The 20,725-nt window shown below is 70.7% G+C and carries 22 protein-coding genes; 10 read left to right on the top strand and 12 right to left on the bottom strand.

What is annotated here, in order from left to right; all coding sequences use genetic code 11:
* Window positions 1–72 precede the first annotated feature (72 nt).
* The 4 genes from ACFY8O_RS14685 to ACFY8O_RS14670 all read left to right on the top strand — a co-directional run bounded on the left by ACFY8O_RS14685 (window position 73) and on the right by ACFY8O_RS14670 (window position 5,453).
* The gene (locus ACFY8O_RS14685) at window positions 73–2,202 is read left to right on the top strand and encodes an MMPL family transporter (protein WP_387901997.1); all 2,130 of its coding nucleotides are present in this window, start codon (window positions 73–75) and stop codon (window positions 2,200–2,202) included.
* Between the two features lie 704 nt (window positions 2,203–2,906).
* Window positions 2,907–3,575, top strand: coding sequence for a TetR family transcriptional regulator (locus tag ACFY8O_RS14680; protein WP_387901994.1), 669 nt, complete (start codon window positions 2,907–2,909; stop codon window positions 3,573–3,575).
* The gene (locus ACFY8O_RS14675; protein WP_387901992.1) at window positions 3,572–4,348 is read left to right on the top strand and encodes an SDR family NAD(P)-dependent oxidoreductase; all 777 of its coding nucleotides are present in this window, start codon (window positions 3,572–3,574) and stop codon (window positions 4,346–4,348) included. The genes ACFY8O_RS14680 and ACFY8O_RS14675 overlap by 4 nt, the downstream gene beginning before the upstream one ends.
* 64 nt (window positions 4,349–4,412) lie before the next feature.
* Window positions 4,413–5,453, top strand: a complete 1,041-nt coding sequence (locus ACFY8O_RS14670) for an NAD(P)-dependent alcohol dehydrogenase (RefSeq protein ID WP_387901990.1) — start codon at window positions 4,413–4,415, stop codon at window positions 5,451–5,453.
* A gap of 83 nt (window positions 5,454–5,536) precedes the next feature.
* Here the strand turns inward: ACFY8O_RS14670 and ACFY8O_RS14665 are convergent, their stop codons facing one another.
* The 6 genes from ACFY8O_RS14665 to rpmG all read right to left on the bottom strand — a co-directional run bounded on the left by ACFY8O_RS14665 (window position 5,537) and on the right by rpmG (window position 10,758).
* Complete coding sequence (locus ACFY8O_RS14665; protein ID WP_387901987.1) at window positions 5,537–7,021, bottom strand: SulP family inorganic anion transporter; 1,485 nt, start codon at window positions 7,019–7,021, stop codon at window positions 5,537–5,539.
* A 1,333-nt stretch (window positions 7,022–8,354) separates the two neighbouring features.
* The gene (locus ACFY8O_RS14660) at window positions 8,355–8,657 is read right to left on the bottom strand and encodes a hypothetical protein (RefSeq protein WP_145805558.1); all 303 of its coding nucleotides are present in this window, start codon (window positions 8,655–8,657) and stop codon (window positions 8,355–8,357) included.
* A 205-nt stretch (window positions 8,658–8,862) separates the two neighbouring features.
* Window positions 8,863–9,105 carry a 30S ribosomal protein S18 gene (gene rpsR / locus ACFY8O_RS14655; RefSeq protein WP_387901984.1) on the bottom strand — a complete coding sequence of 81 codons (243 nt, stop codon included), beginning with the start codon at window positions 9,103–9,105 and terminating at the stop codon, window positions 8,863–8,865.
* Window positions 9,106–9,146: 41 nt separating this feature from the next.
* Window positions 9,147–10,301, bottom strand: coding sequence for a CobW family GTP-binding protein (locus ACFY8O_RS14650; protein WP_387901981.1), 1,155 nt, complete (start codon window positions 10,299–10,301; stop codon window positions 9,147–9,149).
* Window positions 10,301–10,555, bottom strand: coding sequence for a type B 50S ribosomal protein L31 (locus tag ACFY8O_RS14645; RefSeq protein ID WP_387901978.1), 255 nt, complete (start codon window positions 10,553–10,555; stop codon window positions 10,301–10,303). Before ACFY8O_RS14645 ends, ACFY8O_RS14650 begins: the two co-directional genes overlap by 1 nt.
* 38 nt (window positions 10,556–10,593) lie before the next feature.
* Window positions 10,594–10,758: a 50S ribosomal protein L33 gene (gene rpmG / locus ACFY8O_RS14640; protein WP_033303001.1), complete on the bottom strand. Its 165-nt coding sequence runs from the start codon at window positions 10,756–10,758 to the stop codon at window positions 10,594–10,596.
* A 68-nt stretch (window positions 10,759–10,826) separates the two neighbouring features.
* Here rpmG and rpmB point away from each other — a divergent pair, with 68 nt between their 5' ends.
* On the top strand, window positions 10,827–11,063 hold the full coding sequence (gene rpmB / locus ACFY8O_RS14635; RefSeq protein ID WP_387901975.1) for a 50S ribosomal protein L28: 237 nt from the start codon (window positions 10,827–10,829) through the stop codon (window positions 11,061–11,063).
* A complete protein-coding gene (gene rpsN / locus ACFY8O_RS14630) occupies window positions 11,063–11,368 on the top strand; it encodes a 30S ribosomal protein S14 (RefSeq protein WP_387901973.1) in 306 nt (101 codons plus the stop codon). Before rpmB ends, rpsN begins: the two co-directional genes overlap by 1 nt.
* Before the next feature lie 153 nt (window positions 11,369–11,521).
* Here rpsN and aztD read toward each other — a convergent pair whose 3' ends face one another.
* The 4 genes from aztD to aztB are packed head-to-tail and all read right to left on the bottom strand — an operon-like array spanning window position 11,522 to window position 15,811.
* A complete protein-coding gene (aztD, locus tag ACFY8O_RS14625) occupies window positions 11,522–12,715 on the bottom strand; it encodes a zinc metallochaperone AztD (RefSeq protein WP_387901971.1) in 1,194 nt (397 codons plus the stop codon).
* A 50-nt stretch (window positions 12,716–12,765) separates the two neighbouring features.
* On the bottom strand, window positions 12,766–13,719 hold the full coding sequence (aztC, locus tag ACFY8O_RS14620) for a zinc ABC transporter substrate-binding protein AztC (protein WP_387901968.1): 954 nt from the start codon (window positions 13,717–13,719) through the stop codon (window positions 12,766–12,768).
* Window positions 13,716–14,933, bottom strand: a complete 1,218-nt coding sequence (locus ACFY8O_RS14615; protein ID WP_387901966.1) for a hypothetical protein — start codon at window positions 14,931–14,933, stop codon at window positions 13,716–13,718. Before ACFY8O_RS14615 ends, aztC begins: the two co-directional genes overlap by 4 nt.
* The gene (aztB, locus tag ACFY8O_RS14610) at window positions 14,930–15,811 is read right to left on the bottom strand and encodes a zinc ABC transporter permease AztB (RefSeq protein WP_387901964.1); all 882 of its coding nucleotides are present in this window, start codon (window positions 15,809–15,811) and stop codon (window positions 14,930–14,932) included. The genes ACFY8O_RS14615 and aztB overlap by 4 nt, the downstream gene beginning before the upstream one ends.
* Before the next feature lie 65 nt (window positions 15,812–15,876).
* Here aztB and aztA point away from each other — a divergent pair, with 65 nt between their 5' ends.
* Window positions 15,877–16,578: a zinc ABC transporter ATP-binding protein AztA gene (aztA, locus tag ACFY8O_RS14605; RefSeq protein WP_387901961.1), complete on the top strand. Its 702-nt coding sequence runs from the start codon at window positions 15,877–15,879 to the stop codon at window positions 16,576–16,578.
* A gap of 150 nt (window positions 16,579–16,728) precedes the next feature.
* The gene (locus tag ACFY8O_RS14600; protein ID WP_387901959.1) at window positions 16,729–17,526 is read left to right on the top strand and encodes an SMI1/KNR4 family protein; all 798 of its coding nucleotides are present in this window, start codon (window positions 16,729–16,731) and stop codon (window positions 17,524–17,526) included.
* Between the two features lie 109 nt (window positions 17,527–17,635).
* Here the strand turns inward: ACFY8O_RS14600 and ACFY8O_RS14595 are convergent, their stop codons facing one another.
* The gene (locus ACFY8O_RS14595; RefSeq protein WP_387901957.1) at window positions 17,636–18,118 is read right to left on the bottom strand and encodes a DUF6194 family protein; all 483 of its coding nucleotides are present in this window, start codon (window positions 18,116–18,118) and stop codon (window positions 17,636–17,638) included.
* Between the two features lie 41 nt (window positions 18,119–18,159).
* Here ACFY8O_RS14595 and ACFY8O_RS14590 point away from each other — a divergent pair, with 41 nt between their 5' ends.
* Window positions 18,160–18,909, top strand: coding sequence for a MerR family transcriptional regulator (locus ACFY8O_RS14590; RefSeq protein ID WP_387901954.1), 750 nt, complete (start codon window positions 18,160–18,162; stop codon window positions 18,907–18,909).
* Window positions 18,910–18,950: 41 nt separating this feature from the next.
* Here ACFY8O_RS14590 and ACFY8O_RS14585 read toward each other — a convergent pair whose 3' ends face one another.
* On the bottom strand, window positions 18,951–19,391 hold the full coding sequence (locus tag ACFY8O_RS14585) for an Lrp/AsnC family transcriptional regulator (RefSeq protein ID WP_145805534.1): 441 nt from the start codon (window positions 19,389–19,391) through the stop codon (window positions 18,951–18,953).
* A gap of 122 nt (window positions 19,392–19,513) precedes the next feature.
* Between ACFY8O_RS14585 and ACFY8O_RS14580 the strand changes: the two genes are divergently transcribed.
* Window positions 19,514–20,437, top strand: coding sequence for an SMP-30/gluconolactonase/LRE family protein (locus tag ACFY8O_RS14580; RefSeq protein ID WP_387901951.1), 924 nt, complete (start codon window positions 19,514–19,516; stop codon window positions 20,435–20,437).
* Window positions 20,438–20,725: the final 288 nt, after the last annotated feature.

Raw genomic sequence — 20,725 nt, 5'->3', positions numbered from 1 at the left:
TGGTGGCAAGCATGTAATCTCAATCATTGAGATACATCATGATTGAGAGATCGCGGCCGACCCAGGAGCGCCATGTCCACCGCATCGAAGCCGGTTCGCCGGCTGTTCCTTGTCCCTGTATTCCTTGTCCTCGCCTGGCTCGTCGTCGGCGGCGCGTTCGGCTCGTACGCCGGGAAGCTCGGTGAAGTAGCCACCAACGACCAGGCGTCGTTCCTGCCGCAGAGCGCGGAGTCCACCCAGGTCGTCGAGGCCCAGAAGGCGTTCAGCCGTCAGCAGACCGTCCCCGCCATCGTGGTGTGGACGTCCGAGGAGGACGGCGGGAAGCTCGACGCGGGGCAGCAGAAGGCGGCGACCGCCGCGCTCGCCTCGCTCAAGGACGGGCCGGGCGTGACCGGCCAGGTGAGTCCCGCCCTGCCGTCGAAGGACCGCCAGGCGCTGGAGGGCGTCGTCCAGTTGCGGCCGGACCTCGGCGACGAACTCCCCGACGCGATCGAGCACATCCGCAGTGCTGCCGAAGGCGTCCCCGGGACGGTGGTCGGTCTTGCCGGTCCCGCGGCCTCCCAGGCCGACCTGTCCGAAGCGTTCGCAGGCATCGACGGACTCCTCCTGGGCGTGGCCCTCGTGACCGTGCTCGTCATCCTGCTCCTGGTGTACCGGAGCGTCCTGCTGCCCCTGATCATCATCATCGGCGCGGTCTTCGCCCTCGGTGTCGCCTGCGCGATCGTGTACGTACTGGCGGAACACGACATCGTCCGGGTCGACGGGCAGGTCCAGGGCATCCTGTCGATCCTGGTCATCGGCGCGGCCACCGACTACGCCCTGCTGCTCACCGCGCGGTTCAGGGAGGAGCTGGGCCGCCATGCCGACCGGTGGACCGCGATGCGAGCCGCGCTCCGCGAGTCCGCAGGGCCCATCACGGCCAGCGCCGCGACCGTCGCCCTGGGGCTGCTCGCCCTTCTGCTCAGCGATCTGACCAACAACCGCGCCCTGGGCCCGGTGGGCGCCATCGGCATCGTGTGCTCCGTCCTGAGCGCCCTCACCTTCCTGCCCGCCGTCCTGGTCCTGCTCGGCAGGGCCGCGTACTGGCCGGCCAAGCCGAAGATGGGCGACGAGGAGCCCGAGGCCGGTTCGAAGGGCATCTGGTCGCGGATCGCCGGACTGGTCGACCGCTCTCCGCGCAAGGTGTGGGCCATCACGCTCGTCGGCCTCGTCGCCTGCGCCGCCTTCATGCCGACCCTCAACTCCAAGGGAGTGCCGCTCAAGGAGATCTTCGTCAACGACGCTCCCTCCGTCGCCGCCCAGGAGACGCTCGGCCGGCACTTCCCCGGTGGGTCGGGCAACCCTGCCATCGTGATCGCCGACGCCGCCGCCGCGCAGAAGATCGTCAGTGCGGCGGAAGACGTTCCGGGTGTCGCGAGCGCCTCCGTGGTGACGGCCTCGGGCCGGCCGGGAGTCGGGGAACCGCTCGTCGTGGACGGCCGGGTCCGGATCGACGCCACACTCGAGGACGCGGCCGACAGTGACGCCGCCAAGGCGACCGTCACCCGGCTCCGCGACGCGGTCCACGACGTCCCCGATGCCGACGCGCTCGTCGGTGGCTACACCGCCCAGCAGTACGACACCCAGAAGACCGCCGAGCACGACCGCAACATCATCGTGCCCGTCGTGCTGGTCATCATCCTTGTCATCCTGATCGGCCTGCTCCGGTCCCTCCTGATGCCGTTGCTGCTCGTCGCGACGGTGGCACTCAACTTCCTCGCCACCCTCGGAATCGCCTCGCTGGTCTTCGAGCACGTCTTCGGCTTCAGCGGGACGGACTCGTCCGTGCCGCTGTACGGATTCGTCTTCCTGGTCGCCCTGGGCGTCGACTACAACATCTTCCTGATGTCGCGGGTCCGTGAGGAGTCCTTGATCCACGGCACTCGCCACGGCGTGCTGCGCGGGCTGACCACCACGGGCGGGGTGATCACCTCGGCGGGTGTCGTGCTGGCGGCCACCTTCGCGGCACTGGGCGTCATCCCTCTCGCCTTCCTGGTGCAGATCGCGTTCATCGTGGCGTTCGGTGTCCTGCTCGACACGCTCGTCGTGCGCTCGCTCCTGGTGCCCGCACTCGTCCGCGACATCGGTCCCACCGCATGGTGGCCGGGCGTGCTCAGCCGGGCAGGCAAGGAAGCACCCGAGGCGAGCGAACCCCGTTCGTAGGTCGCCTCCACGTCCGCCGTGCGCCTGAGGTGGCCTGCGGGCACCGTGGACGGCGCCCCTGCTGCCGGCTCCGCCGGGGCGCCGTCCACGGCGGCTCTCGGGAAGTGGGTGCTGGGCGGGGCGGCGTCCGCGTCCTGACCGTGCCGCCTCGGCGGCGCGGTCAGGAGCGGTCGTGTTCGGGTGGCGACTGGTGCGTGAGCTGTCCGTCATGGGTCCACCGTGGCAGTCGGCGATGCGTCAGACCTCCCTCGCCGGTGGGATCCGGCTCCCTCGGAGGAGGGAGACCCGCCGGGTCCCGGGCCTCGGGTGACGTGCCGGGCCCGATGGCCTGCCCCTGTATGCGGTCCGCGTCCCTCGGGTCTCACCGCTGACCAACGGGACCGGGCGAACGACGCTCACGCGGTCCGCAGGACCCCGGCCTTCCTTCCCGCGGCGACCGACCGGACCACGTGGGCGGCTCAGCTCCTCGGGCGACCGTCCCACGGACGAGCCGCCGCGGGTGCCATCCCGTGCGCCGAACCCGGCACATCGGCGCCCCCTCCGCCCATACGCCCCGCACCCTCTTCGCGCCCGGCTTCGACGGCCGGGCGCTCGCGCATGTCAGGGGCGGCGAGCGTGGCGGCCCGGCCGATACGGGGTGAGCGGCCAAATGTCTCCTTGAGACAAAAGTCCCACCGGGACATTTAAAGGTGTACGATGCATTTATGAATCCCAAGGGGAAGGGCCCGGACCGGCGCGGCCGCAAGGCACGCAGGACCCGGGACACGCTGGCGCAGCACGCGTTCGATCTGGTACTCGATCGCGGTCTGAAGAGCGTGACGGTCGAGGAGATCGCGCAGGCGGCCGACGTCGACCGGCGCACCTTCAGCCGGTACTTCCCCAGCAAGGAGGCCGCCGTCCTCGACGCAGTGCGAGGCGACGGCGACCGGATCAACCGAGCTCTCCGCGAGCGCCCCGTGGCCGAACCACCGCTCACCGCCTATCGCCGTGCCGTTCTCGACTGGCTCGGCGACCCGGAGGCCGAGCCCTGGCATCTGCGGCCGCGCATCTTCGACCTGCTGGTCATGGCCGAGGAGGAACCCACTCTGTACGCGGCGTACCACCACATCCGTGTGGACGCCCAGGAGGAGTCGGTGCGGATCGTGGCGGAGCGCCTCGGTGTCGACCCGCAGCAGGACCTCCGCCCCGCAGTAACCGTCGCCGCCGGAGCCGGAGCGCTCCTCGCGGCTCAGGCGGCATGGGTACGAGGCGGCCGTCCGGCCGCCTTGCCCGAGTTCGTCGTACACGCCTTCGACGCCCTCTCCGCACACCTGCTCGAATCCCCGCAGGCCGGGCCGGCGCCCCACAGCACCACGCAAGGAAGCACAGCATGAGCACCAACCTCCCCACCTCCTACGAGGCCGAATTCGCCGGCAAGGTCGCCCTCGTCACCGGTGGCGCGTCCGGCATCGGTCTCGCCCTCTCCCGCCGTCTCGCCGCGGGCGGCGCGACCGTCGTGGTCGCCGACCACAACGAGGAGAGCGCCCGCAAGGCCGCCGACGAACTGAAGACCACCGGCGCCCGCGCCGCCGCCGTCGCCCTCGACGTCACCGACCCCGCCTCCGTCGAGGCCGGTGTCCGCTTCGCCGTCGACACGTTCGGCGCACTGCACCTCGGTGTGAACAACGCCGGCATCGGCGGTCCCGCGCAGACCACCGGGGAGTACGGGATCGAGGACTGGAACAAGGTCGTCGCCACCAACCTCAGCGGCGTCTTCTACTCGATGCGCCACGAGATCCCGGCGATCCTCGCCGCTGGTGGCGGCGCGATCGTCAACATCTCGTCGATCCTCGGCACCAACGGCTTCGCGAACTCGCCGGCCTACGTCGCGGCCAAGCACGGCGTCGTCGGTCTCACCAAGACCGCCGCCCTCGAGTACGCGGCACAGAACATCCGCGTCAACGCGGTCGGTCCCGGCTTCATCGACACACCGCTGCTCCGTGACACCGACGGACCGGCCCGCGAGCACCTGATCTCACTCCACCCCGCGGGCCGCCTCGGAACCTCCGAGGAGGTCGCCGAGCTCGCCGCGTTCCTGCTCTCCGACCGCGCCTCCTTCATCCACGGCAGCTACCACCTGGTCGACGGCGGCTACTCCGCCGCCTGATCCCCGAGTGGCGCAACGCCACCACGAGGGTCACAAAGGGAGTACGGAGAAACGAAGGAGTGCCATGAAAGCCGTCCAGTACCGCACCATCGGCGCCGCGCCCGAGGTCGTCGACATCCCCGAGCCCGTCGTGGGGCCCGGCCAGATCCTGCTGAAGGTCAGCGCCGCAGGTGTTTGCCACTCGGACATCGCCGTGATGAGCTGGCCCGCCGAAGGGTTTCCGTATGAGCTGCCGCTCACGCTCGGCCACGAGGGCGTGGGCACCGTCGCCGCCCTCGGGGACGGCGCCGAGGGCGTCTCCGTGGGGGACTCGGTCGCCGTCTACGGTCCCTGGGGCTGCGGAACGTGCGTGAACTGCGCGGAGGGCCGGGAGAACTACTGCCTGCGCGCCGCCGACCTCGGCATCAATCCGCCCGGGCTGGGCCGGCCGGGCGCCATGGCCGAGTACATGGTCGTCGACGACGCCCGCCACCTGACGCCGATCGGCGACCTGGACCCCGTCAAGACGGTCTCGCTGACCGACGCGGGTCTCACCCCGTACCACGCGATCAAGCGTTCCCTGCCGAAGCTGCTGCCCGGAGCCACCGCGGTCGTCATCGGCACCGGCGGACTGGGGCACGTCGCCATCCAGCTCCTGCGCGCCATGACGGCGGTGCGTGTCATCGCCCTCGACGTCACCGAGGAGAAGCTCGCGCTCGCCCGCACCGTCGGAGCGCACGAGACCGTGCTCTCCGACGAGAACGCCGCCGCCAAGGTCCGCGAACTCACCGGCGGCATCGGAGCCAAGGTGGTCCTGGACTTCGTCGGGGTGGAGCCGACCGTGAAGACGGCCGGAGCGGTTGCCTCCATCGACAGCGACGTCACCATCGTGGGTATCGGCGGCGGTCTGCTGCCGGTCGGGTTCGGGGTCCTGCCGTTCTCCACCTCGGTCACCGCACCGTACTGGGGTTCGCGCAAGGAACTCGCCGAAGTCATCGAGCTGGCCCACGCCGGCGCCGTCGACGTGCACGTCGAGACGTACTCCATCGACGAGGCCCCCCTCGCCTACGAGCGTCTCCACGCGGGCAAGATCAACGGCCGCGCGGTCATCCTGCCGAACGGCTGACCGCCGCCCGCGCTGAGCACGGTACGAAACGACGCGCCCGGGTGCCTGCCCACCCCGGCGCGTCGTTCCCGTGCCCATCAGGGTCAGGAAGCCGTGGTCACCGCTTCCGTCCTGGTCAGCCGAACGGGATCGGTGCCGGACGAACTGTGCCGCTCCGCCCAGTTCTCCAGCGCCGTACGGCAGGCGTGGTCCAGATGATGGAGGCCCGACAGGTCCAGGGCGATGGGCCGGTCCGTGGGCAGCGCCTCCAGGCTGTCCAGTATCTTCGGCAGCCGCAGGAAGGTGGCGTTGCCCGACAGGCGGGCCCGGACACCCTGCGCGTTGCTGTCGACGATCTCCAGCTTGATGTGCGAGGCGTCCCACGCCGCCTTGGCCACCGACAGGGCAAGGCCCGTCAGCACACCCTCGAACATGTTCACCGTGACGATCGCCACGGCGGTCACGACCAGGATCAGCGCCTCCCCGCGGTGCTCACGCCACAGTGTCACGAGCGCGCGCAACGGGATCAGCTTCCAGCCGGCGTGGATGAGGATGCCCGCCAGGGCGGGCAGCGGGATCAGCCCCAGGGCGGACGGCAGCAGGGCTGCGAACAGCAGCAGCCACACCCCGTGGAGCACCCGGGACGCCTTGGTGCGCGCACCGGCCTGTACGTTGGCGGAACTGCGCACGATCACCGCCGTCATCGGCAGGGCGCCCAGGAGCCCGCTCACGGTGTTCCCGGCACCCTGAGCCATCAGCTCCTTGTCGTACTCGGTGCGTGGCCCGTCGTGCAGCCGGTCCACCGCCGCCGCGCTGAAGAGGCTCTCGGCGGAGGCGATCAGCGTGAAGGCGGCCACGGTTCCGAGCAGGCTCATGGTCGCGAGCCCACCGAACTCGGAGAGGGCGGGAACCTGTACGGCGTCGAACAGCCCCTGGACCTGGACGGTGGCGACCGGCAGGCCGAACGCGAGCGTGGCGAGGGTGGCGAGCAGGACCGCCGCGAGCGCGCCCGGAACGGCACGGACCCGCCTGGGCATCCTGTTCCACAGCGCGACCAGGACGATGGTCGCGACGCCGACGGCCAGTGAGATGAGGGCGGTCGTGCTGGACGCGGCGTCGGCCAGCAGTCCCGGGATCCCGGTGAGCTTGCCCAGTCCGGTGAGTGGAGCTTCGATGCCCGCGGCCGCGTAGAGCTGCCCGGCGATGAGGACCAGCCCGATACCCGCGAGCATGCCCTCCACGACGGAGACCGAGATCGCCCTGAACCAGCGGCCCAGCCTGAGAGCGCCCATGGCGAGCTGGAGCAGACCCGCGGTGACCACGATCACCCCGAGCGCGGGCAGCCCGAAGGACTGGACGGCCTCGAAGACGAGCACGGTCAGACCGGCGGCCGGGCCGGACACCTGCAGACTGCTGCCGCGCATGCAACCGGTGACGAGACCGCCCACGATGCCGGTGATGAGACCCAGTTCGGCCGGGACGCCGGATGCCACGGCGACGCCCACGCACAGAGGCAGGGCCACGAGGAAGACGACGAGTGACGCGGCGAAGTCCTGCCGCAGGTGAGGGAACGTAACGACGCGGTTCATGGCGGCCCTCATCCCGTGCGGAAGGGGGCCGAGCGCACGTCGCCGGGCGGGGGTGCCCACACGGCGCTGTCGCTGATCTGTAGAGCGTGGACCACGGGGTGGTCGGCGAATTTCTGCATGCCAGTTGTTCCTCCTGGCGCGCCGGACACCGGCGCGTAGGTACGGGTGCGTGAACCGAGGGGGTGCGGGAGGGCAGGGCAGCATCACCCCGTGTCGTTGTGCCCGGCGGTGCCGGGGACACGGGAGCGCTTCCGGTGCCTCGGGTCAGCTCAGCAGCGGAACACCTGGAGCACGGGGGAGGAGTGCGTCGTCGAGGATCTGGAGCTGTGGTGCGCTCTGCCCATCGCCGCCACGGCAGCCGGCGCGAGCAGACCCCGATCCCCTGTGGCCAGAGCGGAACGTGACGGAGCGTCGGGGGCGGGAACGACGGTCGGGCGATGGCGGTCGCGATGCCGCAGGAGGCCCTTCGATTCGCTGCCGCGATCGGAGGTGCCGCATGTGCCGTATTCCCCGCGCATTCCCTCGGGAACCGCGCCGGGAGGGGCGCCGGTCCGGATTTCCGGAGTGCGCGCGTGAGCATCGGGGAAGAGGGTGCCGGACGGCGGGAACAGCGAAGCCATGAGGAGGCCCGCCAGGAGCGCGGTGACCAACCGGACCGCCGTCGCGCGCATATTCGCCTCCTCCCGGACTTCACCCTTCCTTCGGGACGCTAACAGGCCGAAGAGCTTATGAAGTTAACCGTGTGTGAAGAGTCCGAAAGTCGCTGCGGAAACGAGCGAACGAGGCCCGATACCGGCTGTGGCCTGCGGATGAGCCTTTGTTCGATTTCTTTGGGGCGGAATCGCCCCGCATGGGTGGCCTCTGCATATGCCGGACGGCTGGAAACGGTGGCATTCGTACGGCGGTTCGGTTCACAGGGGGAGTGATAGGGCAACCCCGGAAACCGGCGGAGATCGGTGAGAGTCTCACGGATCCTGCGTCGGCCGCCATGTGGACGGGGGAATGCGGCGATTCGGACGGCGAGCGGCCACGGCGTGACGGACGAGTTCCCGCATTGCCGGAGACGAGCCCCGACGGTGACGCACGCGCGCGATGTCCGAGGCGGGTGAGGAGGCCTCTCCGATCGGTACGTCCCCGGCGCGGCAGTGGGTGCAGAGGGCCGGGCGGGACGTCGAACTCCCGCTTGGGGAAAGGGGATTGTCCGCACCGGGGACGGCCTCGCGTCGGGCAGGGAGGCGCCGGTGCCTGGGGGCCGCACCGGCGCCTTCTTCATCCCGCGGTGTGTTGGCCTCCGGCAGCCACGGGGGACAGGCGTACGGGAGGCGGGGGTGTGTCAGTGGTCGTCCCAGTGGCCGTCGTGCAGGGCGTGCCGGTGGCCGTCATGGGCGTAGTCGACGTGGTCCTCGTGTGGCACGGCGACATGGCCGCAGTCCGGTCCGTGCTGATGATCGTGCCCCTCGTGCACGGAGTGTGCCGTGTTCACACACTCGTCCACGTGGCCTTCGTGTGCGCGGTGCAGGTGGCTGTCGTGCGCGTAGTCGACATGGTCGTTGTGCGGGATCGCCACGTGGCCGCACCCCGGGGCGTGCTGGTGAGCGTGCTCGGGGTGGGGGTGGTGCGCCGTGGTCGTGGGCATCTCGCTGACTCCTTCGCGGTGTGCGCTGCCTGGGAGGCGCCGGGTGGGCCCGCCCGGGGGAAGGGCGAACAATTCCGGCATATCTGGCAGCGTAAGCCCGTCCGGGCGCCGACACCTCCGGCGCGCAGTGGATGTCCGCGCGTATCACCCAGGGCTCTCGGGTGTCACCCTGTGTCGCGCCCAGGCGGCTGTACCGGGTCTTGCGTCACCTGCTGGAGCCGGGGTAGGGCAGGAGCGCCATCTCGCGCGCGTTCTTGATCGCGGCGGCGACCTGCCGTTGCTGCTGCGCACTGACGCGGGTCACCCGCCTGCTGCGGATCTTGCCCCGGTCGGAGACGAACGTGCGCAGCAGATCGGTGTCCTTGTAGTCGATGGAGGTGATCCCGGCCGCGTCGAGCGGGTTCGGCCGGTTCTTCGCGGGCGTACGGGGTTCCTGGGGTCGGGCCATCGGATTTCCTCACGGTGGTGGGTGTGCGGTGGGTGATCCGGTCAGTGCACCGGGTCGAGCAGTGCGTCGAAGGCGGCCGGCAAGCTCTTCCAGCCATCCCGGCCCGCGTGGTACTCGTCGTCCGTCAGCAGGCAGGAGTCGAGCAGAGCGGTCAGGCCGTCCCGGTCGAGGCCGGGGGAGACGAAGACCAGGTGCTGGCAGCAGTCGCCGTGCTCGGGGTGCCAGTCCAGGGCCGCCGCCGCCCGGCGCAGCGGGGGGACCATCTCCCAGGCGGCGCCGGGCAGGGACGCGAGCCACGGGCCGCGGTCCTCCACGCAGAGCGCACCGCCCGCCGCGTCCCAGGACAACAGGGTGTCGGGGCGGTCCGCGAGCCAGAACCGGCCCCGGCTGCGGGCGGCCGCGCAACTCAGGTCCTCCAGCGCGTCGTACAGCCGCTCGGGGTGGAACGGACGGTGCCTGCGCCAGACGAGTGTGCCGACGCCCGCCTCCTCGGCCTCCTGCGGCAGCAGGGCGCAGGCCGGATCCTGGCGGGCGCCTGCCGCCTCCACGTCGAAGCCCGCCAGAGCAAGCTCGGCCAACTCCCGGGAGCCGGAGGCGGCGTGCGGTGCCGTCGGGTGCAACTGCCGTAGCATCGCCCTGTCCTCGTCGTCCGCCTCGCCGCCGTCCACAAGGGCGACGGCCGACGCGTACTCCACCTGCCTGGCCCAGGTGTCGCCCACGGTCCGCCGATCGGTCGCGGCTGCGGCCAGGCCCGCCTCGGCGAGGTCGTCGCCGTTGACGAGGCAGGGCAGTACGAGTGCGGGGTCCACGGCGGTGATCACGCTGCTCACCTCGACCAGGCCCCGGCCGTGGGCGGCGATGACCTCTGCCATCGCCTTCGGCTCGACGGAGTCCCAGAGTTCGACGACGGCCATCCTGGTCACGCCGTCCGCCGCCAGGCGCTCGAGCTCCGGCATCAGGTCCTCGCGCAGCGCGCAGCAGGCACAGTCGTTCACCAGCGGGGCGTCTCCCTCGGTGAGGACGCCGGAGGCGTCGCGTACGGTCCGGTGCACCGAACCGGTGCCGGCCGTCGAGAGGTCGTGGTGCAGCGCGACGCTGTGGGGGACCTCCCTCAGCAGGCCCTCCACGACCTCGTGGCGCGCGTCCGCGTGCAGCCCGTTGACGAGGGCGACGGGAAGCCGGTGCGTGTCCCCCATCACCGGTCCTGACCGCGGCCGTAGCGCCGCTCGAAGCGTTCGACGCGCCCCGCGGTGTCCAGGACGCGGGCCGTCCCTGTGTAGAAGGGGTGACTGGCGGAGGAGATCTCCACGTCGACGACCGGATAGGTGCTGCCGTCCTCCCATTCGACGGTCCGGTCGCTGGTCAGTGTGGAGCGGGTCAGGAAGGCGAAGTCCGCGGCCTTGTCGCGGAAGACGACGGGGCGGTAGGTGGGGTGGATTCCGGGCTGCATGGCGGTGTCCTCGGGTCGTTGGCCGAACGGGGCGGGGGTCAGCGCTCTTCGCGGAAGTCGACGTGACGGCGGACGAGCGGGTCGAACTTGCGCAGCACCAGCCGGTCGGGGTCGTTCCGGCGGTTCTTGCGGGTGACGTAGGTGTAGCCCGTTCCTGCGGTGGAGCGGAGCTTGATGATCGGGCGTAGTTCGTTGCGGGCCATGCGGCTACTATATGGCAATGGTTGCCATTTTCAATATGGATACCGCTCGATGAGAGGCAGGTAACTCCGTGTCCGCCCACTGCCAACTGACCGGCGCCCAGCCGGGCTTCGGCAACGCCATCTCCCACTCGCACCGGCGCACCTCGCGCCGGTTCGACCCGAACATCCAGCGCAAGCGCTACTGGCTGCCCAGCGAGGGGCGCCATGTGCGTCTCGTGCTGAGTGCGAAGGCGATCAAGACGATCGACGCCATCGGCATCGAGGCGGCGGTCGCCCGCATCCGCTCCCGGGGAGGGAAGGTCTGATGGCCAAGAAGAGCAAGATCGCCCGGAACGAGAAGCGCAAGGCGATCGTCGAGCGCTACGCCGCGCGGCGTGGCGAACTGAAGGACCTCATCCGTCGTCCAAGCACCCCCGAGGTCGAACGGGCCGCCGCGGTGGGGGAGTTGCGCCGCCAGCCGCGCGACGCCAGCGCGACGCGCGTGCGTAACCGTGACGGCGTGGACGGCCGCCCGCGCGGCCATCTGCGGAAGTTCGGGCTGTCCCGGGTGCGGATGCGTGAGCAGGCCCACGCCGGATTCCTCCCCGGAGTGACCAAGTCGTCCTGGTGATGTCCCTGCGCCCATGACGGGTGGTGGTGCGGCCTGCGGGCCCGCGCCGCCACCCGTCGCCGTTGTACGGGTCACTGCGACGAAAGGGCTGTACGCACAGCGCGAGGAGCGCGCCCCCGTCCGGTGGGAACGCGCTCCTCGTCATTCGGCAGGTCAGTGCTGCACGACACCGCTCAGCTCGTTGGGGGCTTCGGGCAGCTGCGCCGAGGCCAGCCGCTCGCCCGACTCGACGTCGATGGCCAGCAGCTTCCTGTTCGAGGGGTCCGAGACGTACGCCGTGTGGTCGCGGACGAAGAGCGCCGGACGAGGCTGCTGCCAGTCCAAGGGCTCCTGCCACGCGCCGAGGGCGGAGATCTTCCTGGTCACCTTGCCCGTCGCGGGGTCGATGACGTGGATCTTGCCGTCGGTGCCCAGGACGAGCGCCTCACCGTGCGGTCCTCGCGCCAGCGAGCGGAAGGTGTAGCTCGTGCCGATGTCGACGAGCCGCATCGTGCCCGCCTCGGTGTCGATGAGTGACACCTGCTCCGGGCGCTCCAGCTCGGCGTCCTTGTCCTTCTTGTAGTCACCGAGGACGACGGGCGACTCCTCGGACCCGGCCTGGTTCCCGATCCGGCCGTACTCCGTGGGGCTCTTCACCTTCTCGACCGCGCCGTCCTTGTAGATCAGGACGCCGTCCTCGCAGCCGATGACCACCGCCTCGCCCTGCGCGGTCGCCTCCCCGTGGACGCCGGGGCACTCCTCGCTGCGGGTGATCTCCTTGCGGTCCTTGTCCAGTACGGTGATGCCGACGCGCTTCTCCTCCGTGCCCAGGGTGGTCACCAGCGTGCCGTCGGCGAGCTGGATGGCGACACCGTGATGCGGAGCGGCGGAGGTGTACGTCTCGGTCTTCGGCCGGCCGTCACCGAGATCCTCGGGGTCGAGGACCGTGACCACGCCGGTGCCGTCGGCGAAGAGGACGGTCCTGCCCGCGTGGCGTACGACATGGCCCGGCTTGCTGCCCTCGAACTCGACGTCGGTGAGCTTGCCTCCCGCCGCGTCCAGCACCCGGAAACCGGTCGCCGTCGAGACCATCACATGGCGGTCGCTTCCCGCCGGATTGACCCGGTTGAACCCCTCCAGCGATATGTCCTCGGCGAGCTTCAGCGTCTTCCCGTCCAGGACGTACAGGCCTCCGTCGTACGTCGTGACGATCGGCTCCGCGACCAGGGGCGCCGAGGACCCCGACGACGTGTCAGCCGCCTTGGCGGCGGGTTCCGCGGTGTCGCCCCCGCAGGCGGTGAGTGCGACGGAAGCCGCGAGGAGGGTGCTGACGGCGACTGCCGTCCTCGGGCGTACTACGTGCTTCATGATCGGTGTTTCCTCTCCGTTGCCGTCGCCTGTGAGCGGCGACGACGTGGCTATGCGGTGCCCAGGCCGATGGCTATGGACGTGGTGTTGGCGCGCATCATTTCCAGGTAGGTGGCCGCCCCTTTCCCCTTCGTGGTGAGGGACTCGGAGAACAGCGGTACGACGTCCACGTCGATCCCGCTCTCCCGCTCGATCACCTGGGCGAGCCGGGCGGGCTGCGAGGAGTCCGCGAAGATCGCTTTGACGCCTGCCGTCCGGACGGCGTCGGCGAGGGACTTGAGGTCCGAGGCGCTCGGCGAGGCGAGCGTGGTGCCGCTCGGGATCACCGCGCCCACGATGTGGAACCGGAAGCGCTGCGCGAGATAACCGAAGACGTGGTGGTTGGTCACCAACTGGCGCCTGCCGGGCGGGATCTCGTCGAACCGCGCCCGCATCCACGCGGTGAGTTCCGTGACCTGCGCCTCGTAGGCGGAAGCGTTCCTCCGGACAGTGGAGGTGTCGACGCCCCGCACGTGTGCGGTGACCTCGTCCGCGATGAGCCCCACCGCCTTGCGCACCCGCTCGGGGTCGGTCCAGAAGTGGGGGTCGGGCTCGTCCGCGGATTCGCCCGCCGTGTAGGTGATCGGGTCCACCGCCTCCCCGACGGCCAGGGTGGAGACGCCGGCCTCCTGTGCGGCCCGCACATGGCGCAGGACGTTCTCCTCCAGGCCCAGGCCGTTGTAGACGACCAGATCGGCCTGTTCCAGCGAGGCCGCCTGGGGTGCCGATATTCCGAAGGAGTGCGGATCCGCGTCTGCCTGCATCAGCACGGTCACCTCGGCCTCGTCGCCGACGACGTTGCGGGTGATGTCGCCGAGGATGTTCGTGGTGACGACCACGGAAGGCCGCTCCTCTCCGCTCCCCGCGCACCCGCTCACCCCCAGCAGCAGTACGCCGGCCAGGGAGGCGAGCAGGAGTCGCGCGGGCGTCCGGGGCCTGTGCGCGCGGATGGGGAGGAGGTTCATCGGCCGGTCTCCACCATGTACGTCGGAGCGAAGTCGAGGGTGAAGGTGCGGGCCAGCCGGAGCTGGTCGTTGTAGTCGATCTCGTAGACCTTCCGCGAGGCGGCGTCGTTGACGTACGCGCGGGTGGTGTCGACCTCGATGGCCGCGGACCCGGGCCCCTCGGACTCGGCCCCCTCCGGCAGGAGCCGGGCACGGGCGACGCTCCCGCCGGTGGCGATGTCGTAGGCGCTGAGCACGCCGTCCGTGCCGAGCGCGAGGAGGGGGGACCCCTCCCCGGCGGTGTTGGCGGACAGGACCGGGCCCGTCTCGACGCGTGTCCAGGCCCGGTCGGTGACATCGAGGACCCAGACGGCGTCCTCGCCGGACAGCGCCGCGAGCGTGGTGCTGCCCGCCCGGTGGTGGAAGCCGGTGGCCCGCTCCGACGGCTTCACCGCTGTGCCGTACGGGATCTTCTCGGCGTCGAACGCGCCCTTGTCCTCGCTGACCAGGAGGGCGCCGTCGGCACAGCCGAACACCACACCCCGGCGGGTGACGGCCGCACCCTCCGCCTGGGCACACGGCTCCTCGAACGAGGTGACGCGTGCGCCCTCCCGGTCGCGGACCTCGACGGCGGACTTCCCCGGGCCCACCGCGGTGACGAGCAGATGTTCCTCGTAGGGGACGACCGGTCCGCTTCCCGCGCCGGTCAGCGCGCGGCCGTCCGGGACGGTGCCGTCCTCGAGCTCCTGGCGGTCCAGCAGTCGGGTGCCTGCCTCGGAGGAGACCGCGGTGACGGCCTGATCGCTGTGGACCCGGACGGTGCCCTTCCCCGTGAGGGAGCCCAGGTCGCGGATCGCGGCGCGGTAGTAGTGGACGTGGTCGCCGTGGTCCACCGTCCAGGCGCCGGAGTCGACCACCTGGGTGCCGTCGGCGGTGGTCACATACGCGAACCGGCCGTCGGTGCTCAGCCCTTCTACGGCATCGGCGCGCTTCATCGGGCTGGTGTCCCCGGTGATCAGGTCCAGGACCTCGACCGTGCCCGTGGTCGCGTCGGCCAGTACGAGTCGCGACTGCTGCTCGGAGGCCTCTTCCGCTCCCTCCACGTATCCGTGGGGTTCGGCGGAGGCCGGCGGGGCCTTCGCCTCGGTGCCGTCGCGGCAGCCGGTGAGGAGCGCGAAGCCGGCGAGAGCGGCGAGGGAGAGCGTGGTGGTGGTTCGTATCTTCCTGGGGGTCATGAGGGTTGTCCGTATTCCATGTGCGGGAGGTCGGTCGTGGAGGTGGGGTGAGCGGACCGTGCCCAACGGCCGCGGAGGCCTGAGGCGGCGGTCGAGATCAGGAACTGGGCCACCGCGGCCGCCGCGATGCTCGCCCCGGCGGCGGTGTGGAGGTGCCACGAGAGCAGCAGCCCGACGAACGTCGCACAGGCTCCGAGGCAGGCGGCGCCGACCATGATCACCGGTATGCGCCGGGCCCACGGCAGCATGGCCGCAGGGGGAGCGATCAGCAGGCCGAAGACCAGCAGCGTCCCCACGACGTGGAACGACGCGACGATCGCCAGCGTCAGCAGGGCCAGCAGGGCCGCGTGCGCGAGGCGCGGGCGGAGTCCCAGGGTGTGGGCCTTGCGCTCGTCGAACGCCAGGGCCACGAACGGCCGGTAGCCGACGACGGAGATCACCAGCGCGATGGCGAGGGCGCCCCCGAGGTAGGCCAGGTCCGCGGAGCGTACGGCGAGCACGTCACCGAAGAGGAAGCCGGTCAGGTCGACCGCGAACGACTGGGAACGCGACACGATGATCACGCCGAGCGAGAGCATCCCCACGAAGAGCAGACCGATGCTGGTGTCCTGCGACAGGCGGGGCGACCGTCCCACGACGCTGACGCCGAGCGCCATGACCGCAGCGCTCGCAGCGGCGCCGACGAGCAGATTGCCCCCCAGCAACGAGGCGAGCGCGATGCCGGGAAGCATGCCGTGCGACATCGCGTCCCCGAAGAACGCCATACCGCGCAGGACGACCCATGTGCCGGCCAGAGCGCAGATCAGCGACACGAGTACGCCGCCCCACAGGGCCCGCAGGACAAAGGTCACCTCGAAGGGGCCCGTCAACCATTCCATGGGGCGGGACACTACAATGAAAATGATTATCACTACAATCTGCGTAGCGGGAAGAGGCTCACGAGATGCAGCGGCAGGTAGGGCTCGACGGCGTGTCGGCCGGTTATGCGAACCGGGCGGTCCTGGATCAACTCACCCTGCACATACCGGCGTTCACGGCCACCGCCGTCGTGGGGCCGAACGGGTCGGGCAAGTCCACGCTGCTCGGCGTGATCGCGGGTGTGATCCGGACGACGGCGGGCGAGGTGGAGCACCGGACCGACAGGCGCCCCGCATTCGTGACCCAGCGCAGCAGGGCGGCCGACATGCTGCCGCTGACGGTGCGGGACGCCGTGGCGATGGGGAGATGGGGACATCGAGGACTGTGCCGCCGGCTGTCGCGCCGGGACCGGGAGGTCGTGGAGGGGAGCATGGAAAGGCTCGGCATCGGCTCCCTCGCCCGTCGGCAGTTGGGCGAGCTGTCGGGTGGTCAGCGTCAGCGTGCGCTCGTGGCCCAAGGGCTGGCTCAGGAAGCGGATCTGCTCCTGCTGGACGAGCCCACCACCGGCCTCGACGCGACGGCTCAGCGTCTGATCGCCGACGTGCTGGCCGAGGTCACGCGGGAGGGGGTGACGGTCGTACAGGCGACCCATGATCTCGGGGCGGCCCGGGCCGCGGGCCACCTGCTGGTACTCCAGGAGGGCCGGCTGTGGGGGGAGGGTGACCCCGGGGAGGTGCTGACGGGCGACGCGATCGAACGGATCTGGCAGCTTCCCCACCGGGTCTGACGCGGGCCGGGGCGCTCCTCGTGTTCACCCCGGCCGGGCGCCGACGGGATGCGGCGCAGGGGAGGGAGGACCGGGACGGCGACTGCCCTGGCCCGGCCGGCACGCCTGCCGTTCCGTCCGTTGTCGGTGCCCCACGCTTCAATGGGGTTCATGGCGCTCACCCCATCGACGCTCGACGACCTGCTGTCCGGCCGCGCCGTCCCGCACGGCTGGTTGCACCTGCCTCCGGGCACCGACCCGCACACGCTCGTGACATCGCTGACCGGCCGTTGCGGCGTCCCGCGCACGCTCGTCCTGGACGGCTTCGCCGACCCCACAGCCGACGAGGAGCGCGGCGCGGCTCTTCTCGCCCTCCTCGACGGCCGGGGGGTGACGGTTCGGGCCTGGGCGCACGGAGACCGGTGGATCGGCGCGGGGACGGCCAAGGACGCGGAGGGCGAGGTCCGTCCGGTTCTGGCGACCGTGCCCAGGCAGGAGCGGGCGCCGCTCGCGGTGGTGCCCGGAGAGTGCGTGGACTGGGTCGAGCGGCTCATCGGCATCACCGGGTGGAGCGCGCCCCCACGGCGGCCCGGCATCGACTGGGCGGCGACCGAGACGCGACTGGGGACGCGGCTTCCGGCCGACTACAAGCGCATGGTGGAGACGTTCGGGGAAGGCGCCTTCGACGCGTTCCTCTCGCTGAACCAGGAGCCGTGGACCGACCTGTGGGAGGACGGTCTGCTCGCCTGGGCGGGCACCGAGCACAAGAACCGGTACTGCTGGCGCCCCGACGGCGAGGACCCCGACCGCTGGACCGTCACGGTCCAGACGTTCGACGGCGAGGACGTCGGATTCGACTGTTCGGCAGCGGAGTTCGTCTGCCGTGTCCTCGTCGATCCGCACCACCGGTTCACGATGGCCCGGTACTTCGACACCCACTGGTTCTCGAGCTACCGCCAGGACGCGTAGCGCGGGCGCACCGTCGACGGGGCCGGAAGGCCTCCGACGACCGGACACCTCCCGGGCGTGACCACCGCGCAGAGCCGTACCCGGCGCGCACGGAGACCCGGTGAACGGATCAGCTGTTCTCCGGCGGCCTGCCGGAGTCCTGACGCCGCACGAACCGTGCGCGAGCAGCCTCATGGGCGGCTCGCAGAAGCTGCACGACCACGTCCGTCGTGCGCTCGCCGGGATCGACGACCGAGACCCAGCCGAGTGCCCCGTACTCAGGGTGGGGCATCACCTGGTCCACAGCGGCATGGTCGCGGGGCCGGGTGAGGGCGCGCGGTTCCTCCCCGGTGAGTCGGACGAACGTCTCACGGCCGGCCCGGATGCTCACACGCCGGCGGCCCGGAGCGTCGAGGCCGGTCGCGTCGTCCGGGTGCTTCCCGCTGATGATCGTCGCGTACGGCTGGACGTTCCGGGGCACGCGCCCGTCCGGAGCGTAGTAGAAGAACATGTCCCCCCACGTGACCTCGGGGAAGTCGCTCCCCGGCTCAGGAGTGAACACGAGCGCGCCGTCGAGGGCGTGTGCCGTCGCGATGATCTGTTCCATACTCATGGTTCGAGTATCAGGTTCATGTGCTTGTGTGGGGTTGGCTGATGGACGAGCCGGTGGGCGGGGTCCGGGGAGTACCGCTCCGGACCGCCGAAGTGGCCGCGGAGTCGGGGTACTCGGTGCAGCAGGTCCGCGACCTGGAGCGTCTGGGAGTCATCCCCCCGGCCGCACGGTCCGACAACGGCTACCGTGCCTACACAGCGCTCCACGTAAAGGCTCTTCGCGCCTACCGAGGACTCGCTGTCGCCGCCGGCCCCGTGGCGGCCCGGCGGTTGCTGGCGGGACTGCGGACGCAGCCGCTCGCGGAGGCGGCGTCGGCGGTCAACGACGTGCACGTCCAACTGGCACGGGAACGAGAGGAAGCACTCGCCGCCCGACGGGCGCTGCGCGCGATCCAGGCCGAACTGGACACACCCGGGTACGAGCGGGCGAGCGACGCGATGACGATCACGCAGCTCGCCGGGGCACTGGACGTGCGGCCCTCCACCCTGCGGTTCTGGGAGCAGGAGGGCCTCGTCACCCCCGAGCGCGTGACCTCCCAGCGGGTGCGGCGCTACGGTCCCTCCGCCGTGGACGCGGCGCGCATCGTCGCGGCCCTGCGCGGCGCCGGGTACGGCATCGTGGCGGTGCGCGAGATCATGAGGTCGCTGCACCGCATCGACGGCCTGGAGGAGGCGCAGCTCATCCTGCGCCGACGTCTCGACCACATCGCCACACGGGCCGTCGCGCTGCTCCGGGCGGGCGCGGACCTGGCCGACGTCGTCACGGCCGCACAGGGGCAGGCGCCCCGCTGAGGCAGCCCGGCCCAGGTCCGCGAGGGGTGCGGTCCGGCGCTTCAGGCGTCGGTGGGGACAGGCCTCTCGAAGAACGTCTCCAAAGCAACGGTCGCCTGCGTGCCGCTCACTCCCTCGATCTCGTACAGGCGCCGCAGCACGCCCTGCAGTTGCTCGGTCGTCGCGGTCCGCACCTTCACCAGGACCGACGCGCTGCCCGCGATGATGTGAGCTTCCTGCAACTCGGGGATCGCGGCGAAGTCCTCGGCGGCGTCGCCCATCCACGCCGACGACTCGACCATGACGAACGCGAGGACACCGGCGCCCACGGCGGCGGGGTCCACGTCGATCGTCGTGCGGCGGATCACCCCCGACTCACGCAACTTGCGCACGCGTTCGTGAGCCGCGCCGGCGGAGAGACCGACGGCCCTGCCCAGCGCCGCGTACGCCTGGGTGGCGTCCTCCTGCAACAGGTCGAGCAACTGCCGGTCCACATCATCCACGCGACTCTCCTCCGAACTGACTCCGTTGAATGCTTGCGCGAACCATATTCCATCCTGCGATACTCCTACTCAGCAGGATTCAGTTCGGTTCAGTGTGTGTGGATCTACCAAGGAGAACGAACATGGCCACCGGCCGCACCGCGCCCTACGACGTGCTCGACGACAGGTTCCGTACGGAGAAGTGCGCAGCCGGTGACCTGCAACTGGAGACGCTCCACGTCGGCTCCCGCTGGGCGGAGGGCCCGCTGTACATACCGGCCTGGCGCCAGCTGATCTGGAGCGACATCCCCAACGACCGGATGCTGCGCTGGGACGAGGCGACGGGAGCGGTGAGCGTCTTCCGCTCGCCCGCGGGCCACCCCAACGGCAACACGCTGGACCGCGCGGGCCGTCTGATCACCTGCGAGCAGGGCAACCGCCGGGTCACCCGCACCGAGTACGACGGCTCGCTCACCGTGCTCGCCGACCGCTACCAGGGCAAGCGGCTCAACAGCCCGAACGACGCCGCCGTGAAGTCCGACGGATCGATCTGGTTCTCCGACCCGGACTTCGGGATCACCAGCGACTACGAGGGCCTACGCGGCGAGAGCGAGATCGGTGCCAAGAATGTCTACCGCATCGACCCGGTGACCGGGGAGGTGCGGTTGGTCGCGGACTGCTTCGACGCGCCCAACGGCCTGGTCTTCTCTGCCGACGAGAGCGAGCTGTACGTCTCCGACACAGGCGCGGGCGTCATCCGGGTCTTCGACGTGCGCGACGACGGCACGCTGTCCGAAGGCAAGGTCTTCGCCGACGCGGGAGCCCGCAAGGAGGCCCGCTTCGACAACATCCGTTTCGACGACCGAGGCCACCTCTGGGTCGCGGCCATGAACGACGGAGTGCACTGCTACGCCCAGGACGGCACGTTGCTCGGCCGCATCCTGGTGCCCAACACCGTCGCCAACATCCGCTTCGGCGGCCCGCGTCGCAACCGCCTCTTCATCGCGGGGAACGACACGCTCTACTCGCTCGTCATGGGTGTCACGGCGCCGGCCGCGGCGCTGTGACCGCGTACGCCCGCGCGGAAGAGGGGCATCGCCTGAGGCGCTGACCGACCCCGCAGTCCGTTCGCCCCTCGGGGGCGGCGTCGCCGGGCCCGGCATGTGGTCAACATGAGTGGGGGCGGCGACCGCCGTCATGCGTGGTGGGAGCCCGGGGCGGTGGGAGCGGAGCCCGGCCTCCAGGGGCCTGGATCCGGCGGGACCGCCCGACGACACCGCGACGACGGCCCGATACGGATCTGGCAGGGCGATTCCGGGCCCCTCGACACCGTGGACCGCCGCGTCGCTGTGACA

This window comes from Streptomyces argenteolus, from assembly GCF_042902585.1.
In the GTDB taxonomy this organism is placed as follows: domain Bacteria; phylum Actinomycetota; class Actinomycetes; order Streptomycetales; family Streptomycetaceae; genus Streptomyces; species Streptomyces argenteolus.
This window is presented reverse-complemented; position numbering and strand designations above follow the sequence as displayed.

Bases quoted from the DNA above. Each gene is read 5' to 3' on its own strand.
- ACFY8O_RS14615 (WP_387901966.1), bottom strand. From the start codon at position 14,933: ATGACCCCCAGGAAGATACGAACCACCACCACGCTCTCCCTCGCCGCT.
- ACFY8O_RS14685 (WP_387901997.1), top strand. From the start codon at position 73: ATGTCCACCGCATCGAAGCCGGTTCGCCGGCTGTTCCTTGTCCCTGTA.
- ACFY8O_RS14650 (WP_387901981.1), bottom strand. From the start codon at position 10,301: ATGGGGGACACGCACCGGCTTCCCGTCGCCCTCGTCAACGGGCTGCAC.
- aztA (WP_387901961.1), top strand. From the start codon at position 15,877: ATGCAGCGGCAGGTAGGGCTCGACGGCGTGTCGGCCGGTTATGCGAAC.
- ACFY8O_RS14580 (WP_387901951.1), top strand. From the start codon at position 19,514: ATGGCCACCGGCCGCACCGCGCCCTACGACGTGCTCGACGACAGGTTC.
- ACFY8O_RS14665 (WP_387901987.1), bottom strand. From the start codon at position 7,021: ATGAACCGCGTCGTTACGTTCCCTCACCTGCGGCAGGACTTCGCCGCG.
- rpsR (WP_387901984.1), bottom strand. From the start codon at position 9,105: ATGGCCCGACCCCAGGAACCCCGTACGCCCGCGAAGAACCGGCCGAAC.
- ACFY8O_RS14670 (WP_387901990.1), top strand. From the start codon at position 4,413: ATGAAAGCCGTCCAGTACCGCACCATCGGCGCCGCGCCCGAGGTCGTC.
- rpsN (WP_387901973.1), top strand. From the start codon at position 11,063: ATGGCCAAGAAGAGCAAGATCGCCCGGAACGAGAAGCGCAAGGCGATC.
- ACFY8O_RS14645 (WP_387901978.1), bottom strand. From the start codon at position 10,555: ATGCAGCCCGGAATCCACCCCACCTACCGCCCCGTCGTCTTCCGCGAC.
- ACFY8O_RS14680 (WP_387901994.1), top strand. From the start codon at position 2,907: ATGAATCCCAAGGGGAAGGGCCCGGACCGGCGCGGCCGCAAGGCACGC.
- ACFY8O_RS14590 (WP_387901954.1), top strand. From the start codon at position 18,160: ATGGACGAGCCGGTGGGCGGGGTCCGGGGAGTACCGCTCCGGACCGCC.
- ACFY8O_RS14595 (WP_387901957.1), bottom strand. From the start codon at position 18,118: ATGAGTATGGAACAGATCATCGCGACGGCACACGCCCTCGACGGCGCG.
- ACFY8O_RS14675 (WP_387901992.1), top strand. From the start codon at position 3,572: ATGAGCACCAACCTCCCCACCTCCTACGAGGCCGAATTCGCCGGCAAG.
- ACFY8O_RS14600 (WP_387901959.1), top strand. From the start codon at position 16,729: ATGGCGCTCACCCCATCGACGCTCGACGACCTGCTGTCCGGCCGCGCC.
- aztC (WP_387901968.1), bottom strand. From the start codon at position 13,719: ATGAACCTCCTCCCCATCCGCGCGCACAGGCCCCGGACGCCCGCGCGA.
- aztD (WP_387901971.1), bottom strand. From the start codon at position 12,715: ATGAAGCACGTAGTACGCCCGAGGACGGCAGTCGCCGTCAGCACCCTC.
- aztB (WP_387901964.1), bottom strand. From the start codon at position 15,811: ATGGAATGGTTGACGGGCCCCTTCGAGGTGACCTTTGTCCTGCGGGCC.
- rpmG (WP_033303001.1), bottom strand. From the start codon at position 10,758: ATGGCCCGCAACGAACTACGCCCGATCATCAAGCTCCGCTCCACCGCA.
- ACFY8O_RS14660 (WP_145805558.1), bottom strand. From the start codon at position 8,657: ATGCCCACGACCACGGCGCACCACCCCCACCCCGAGCACGCTCACCAG.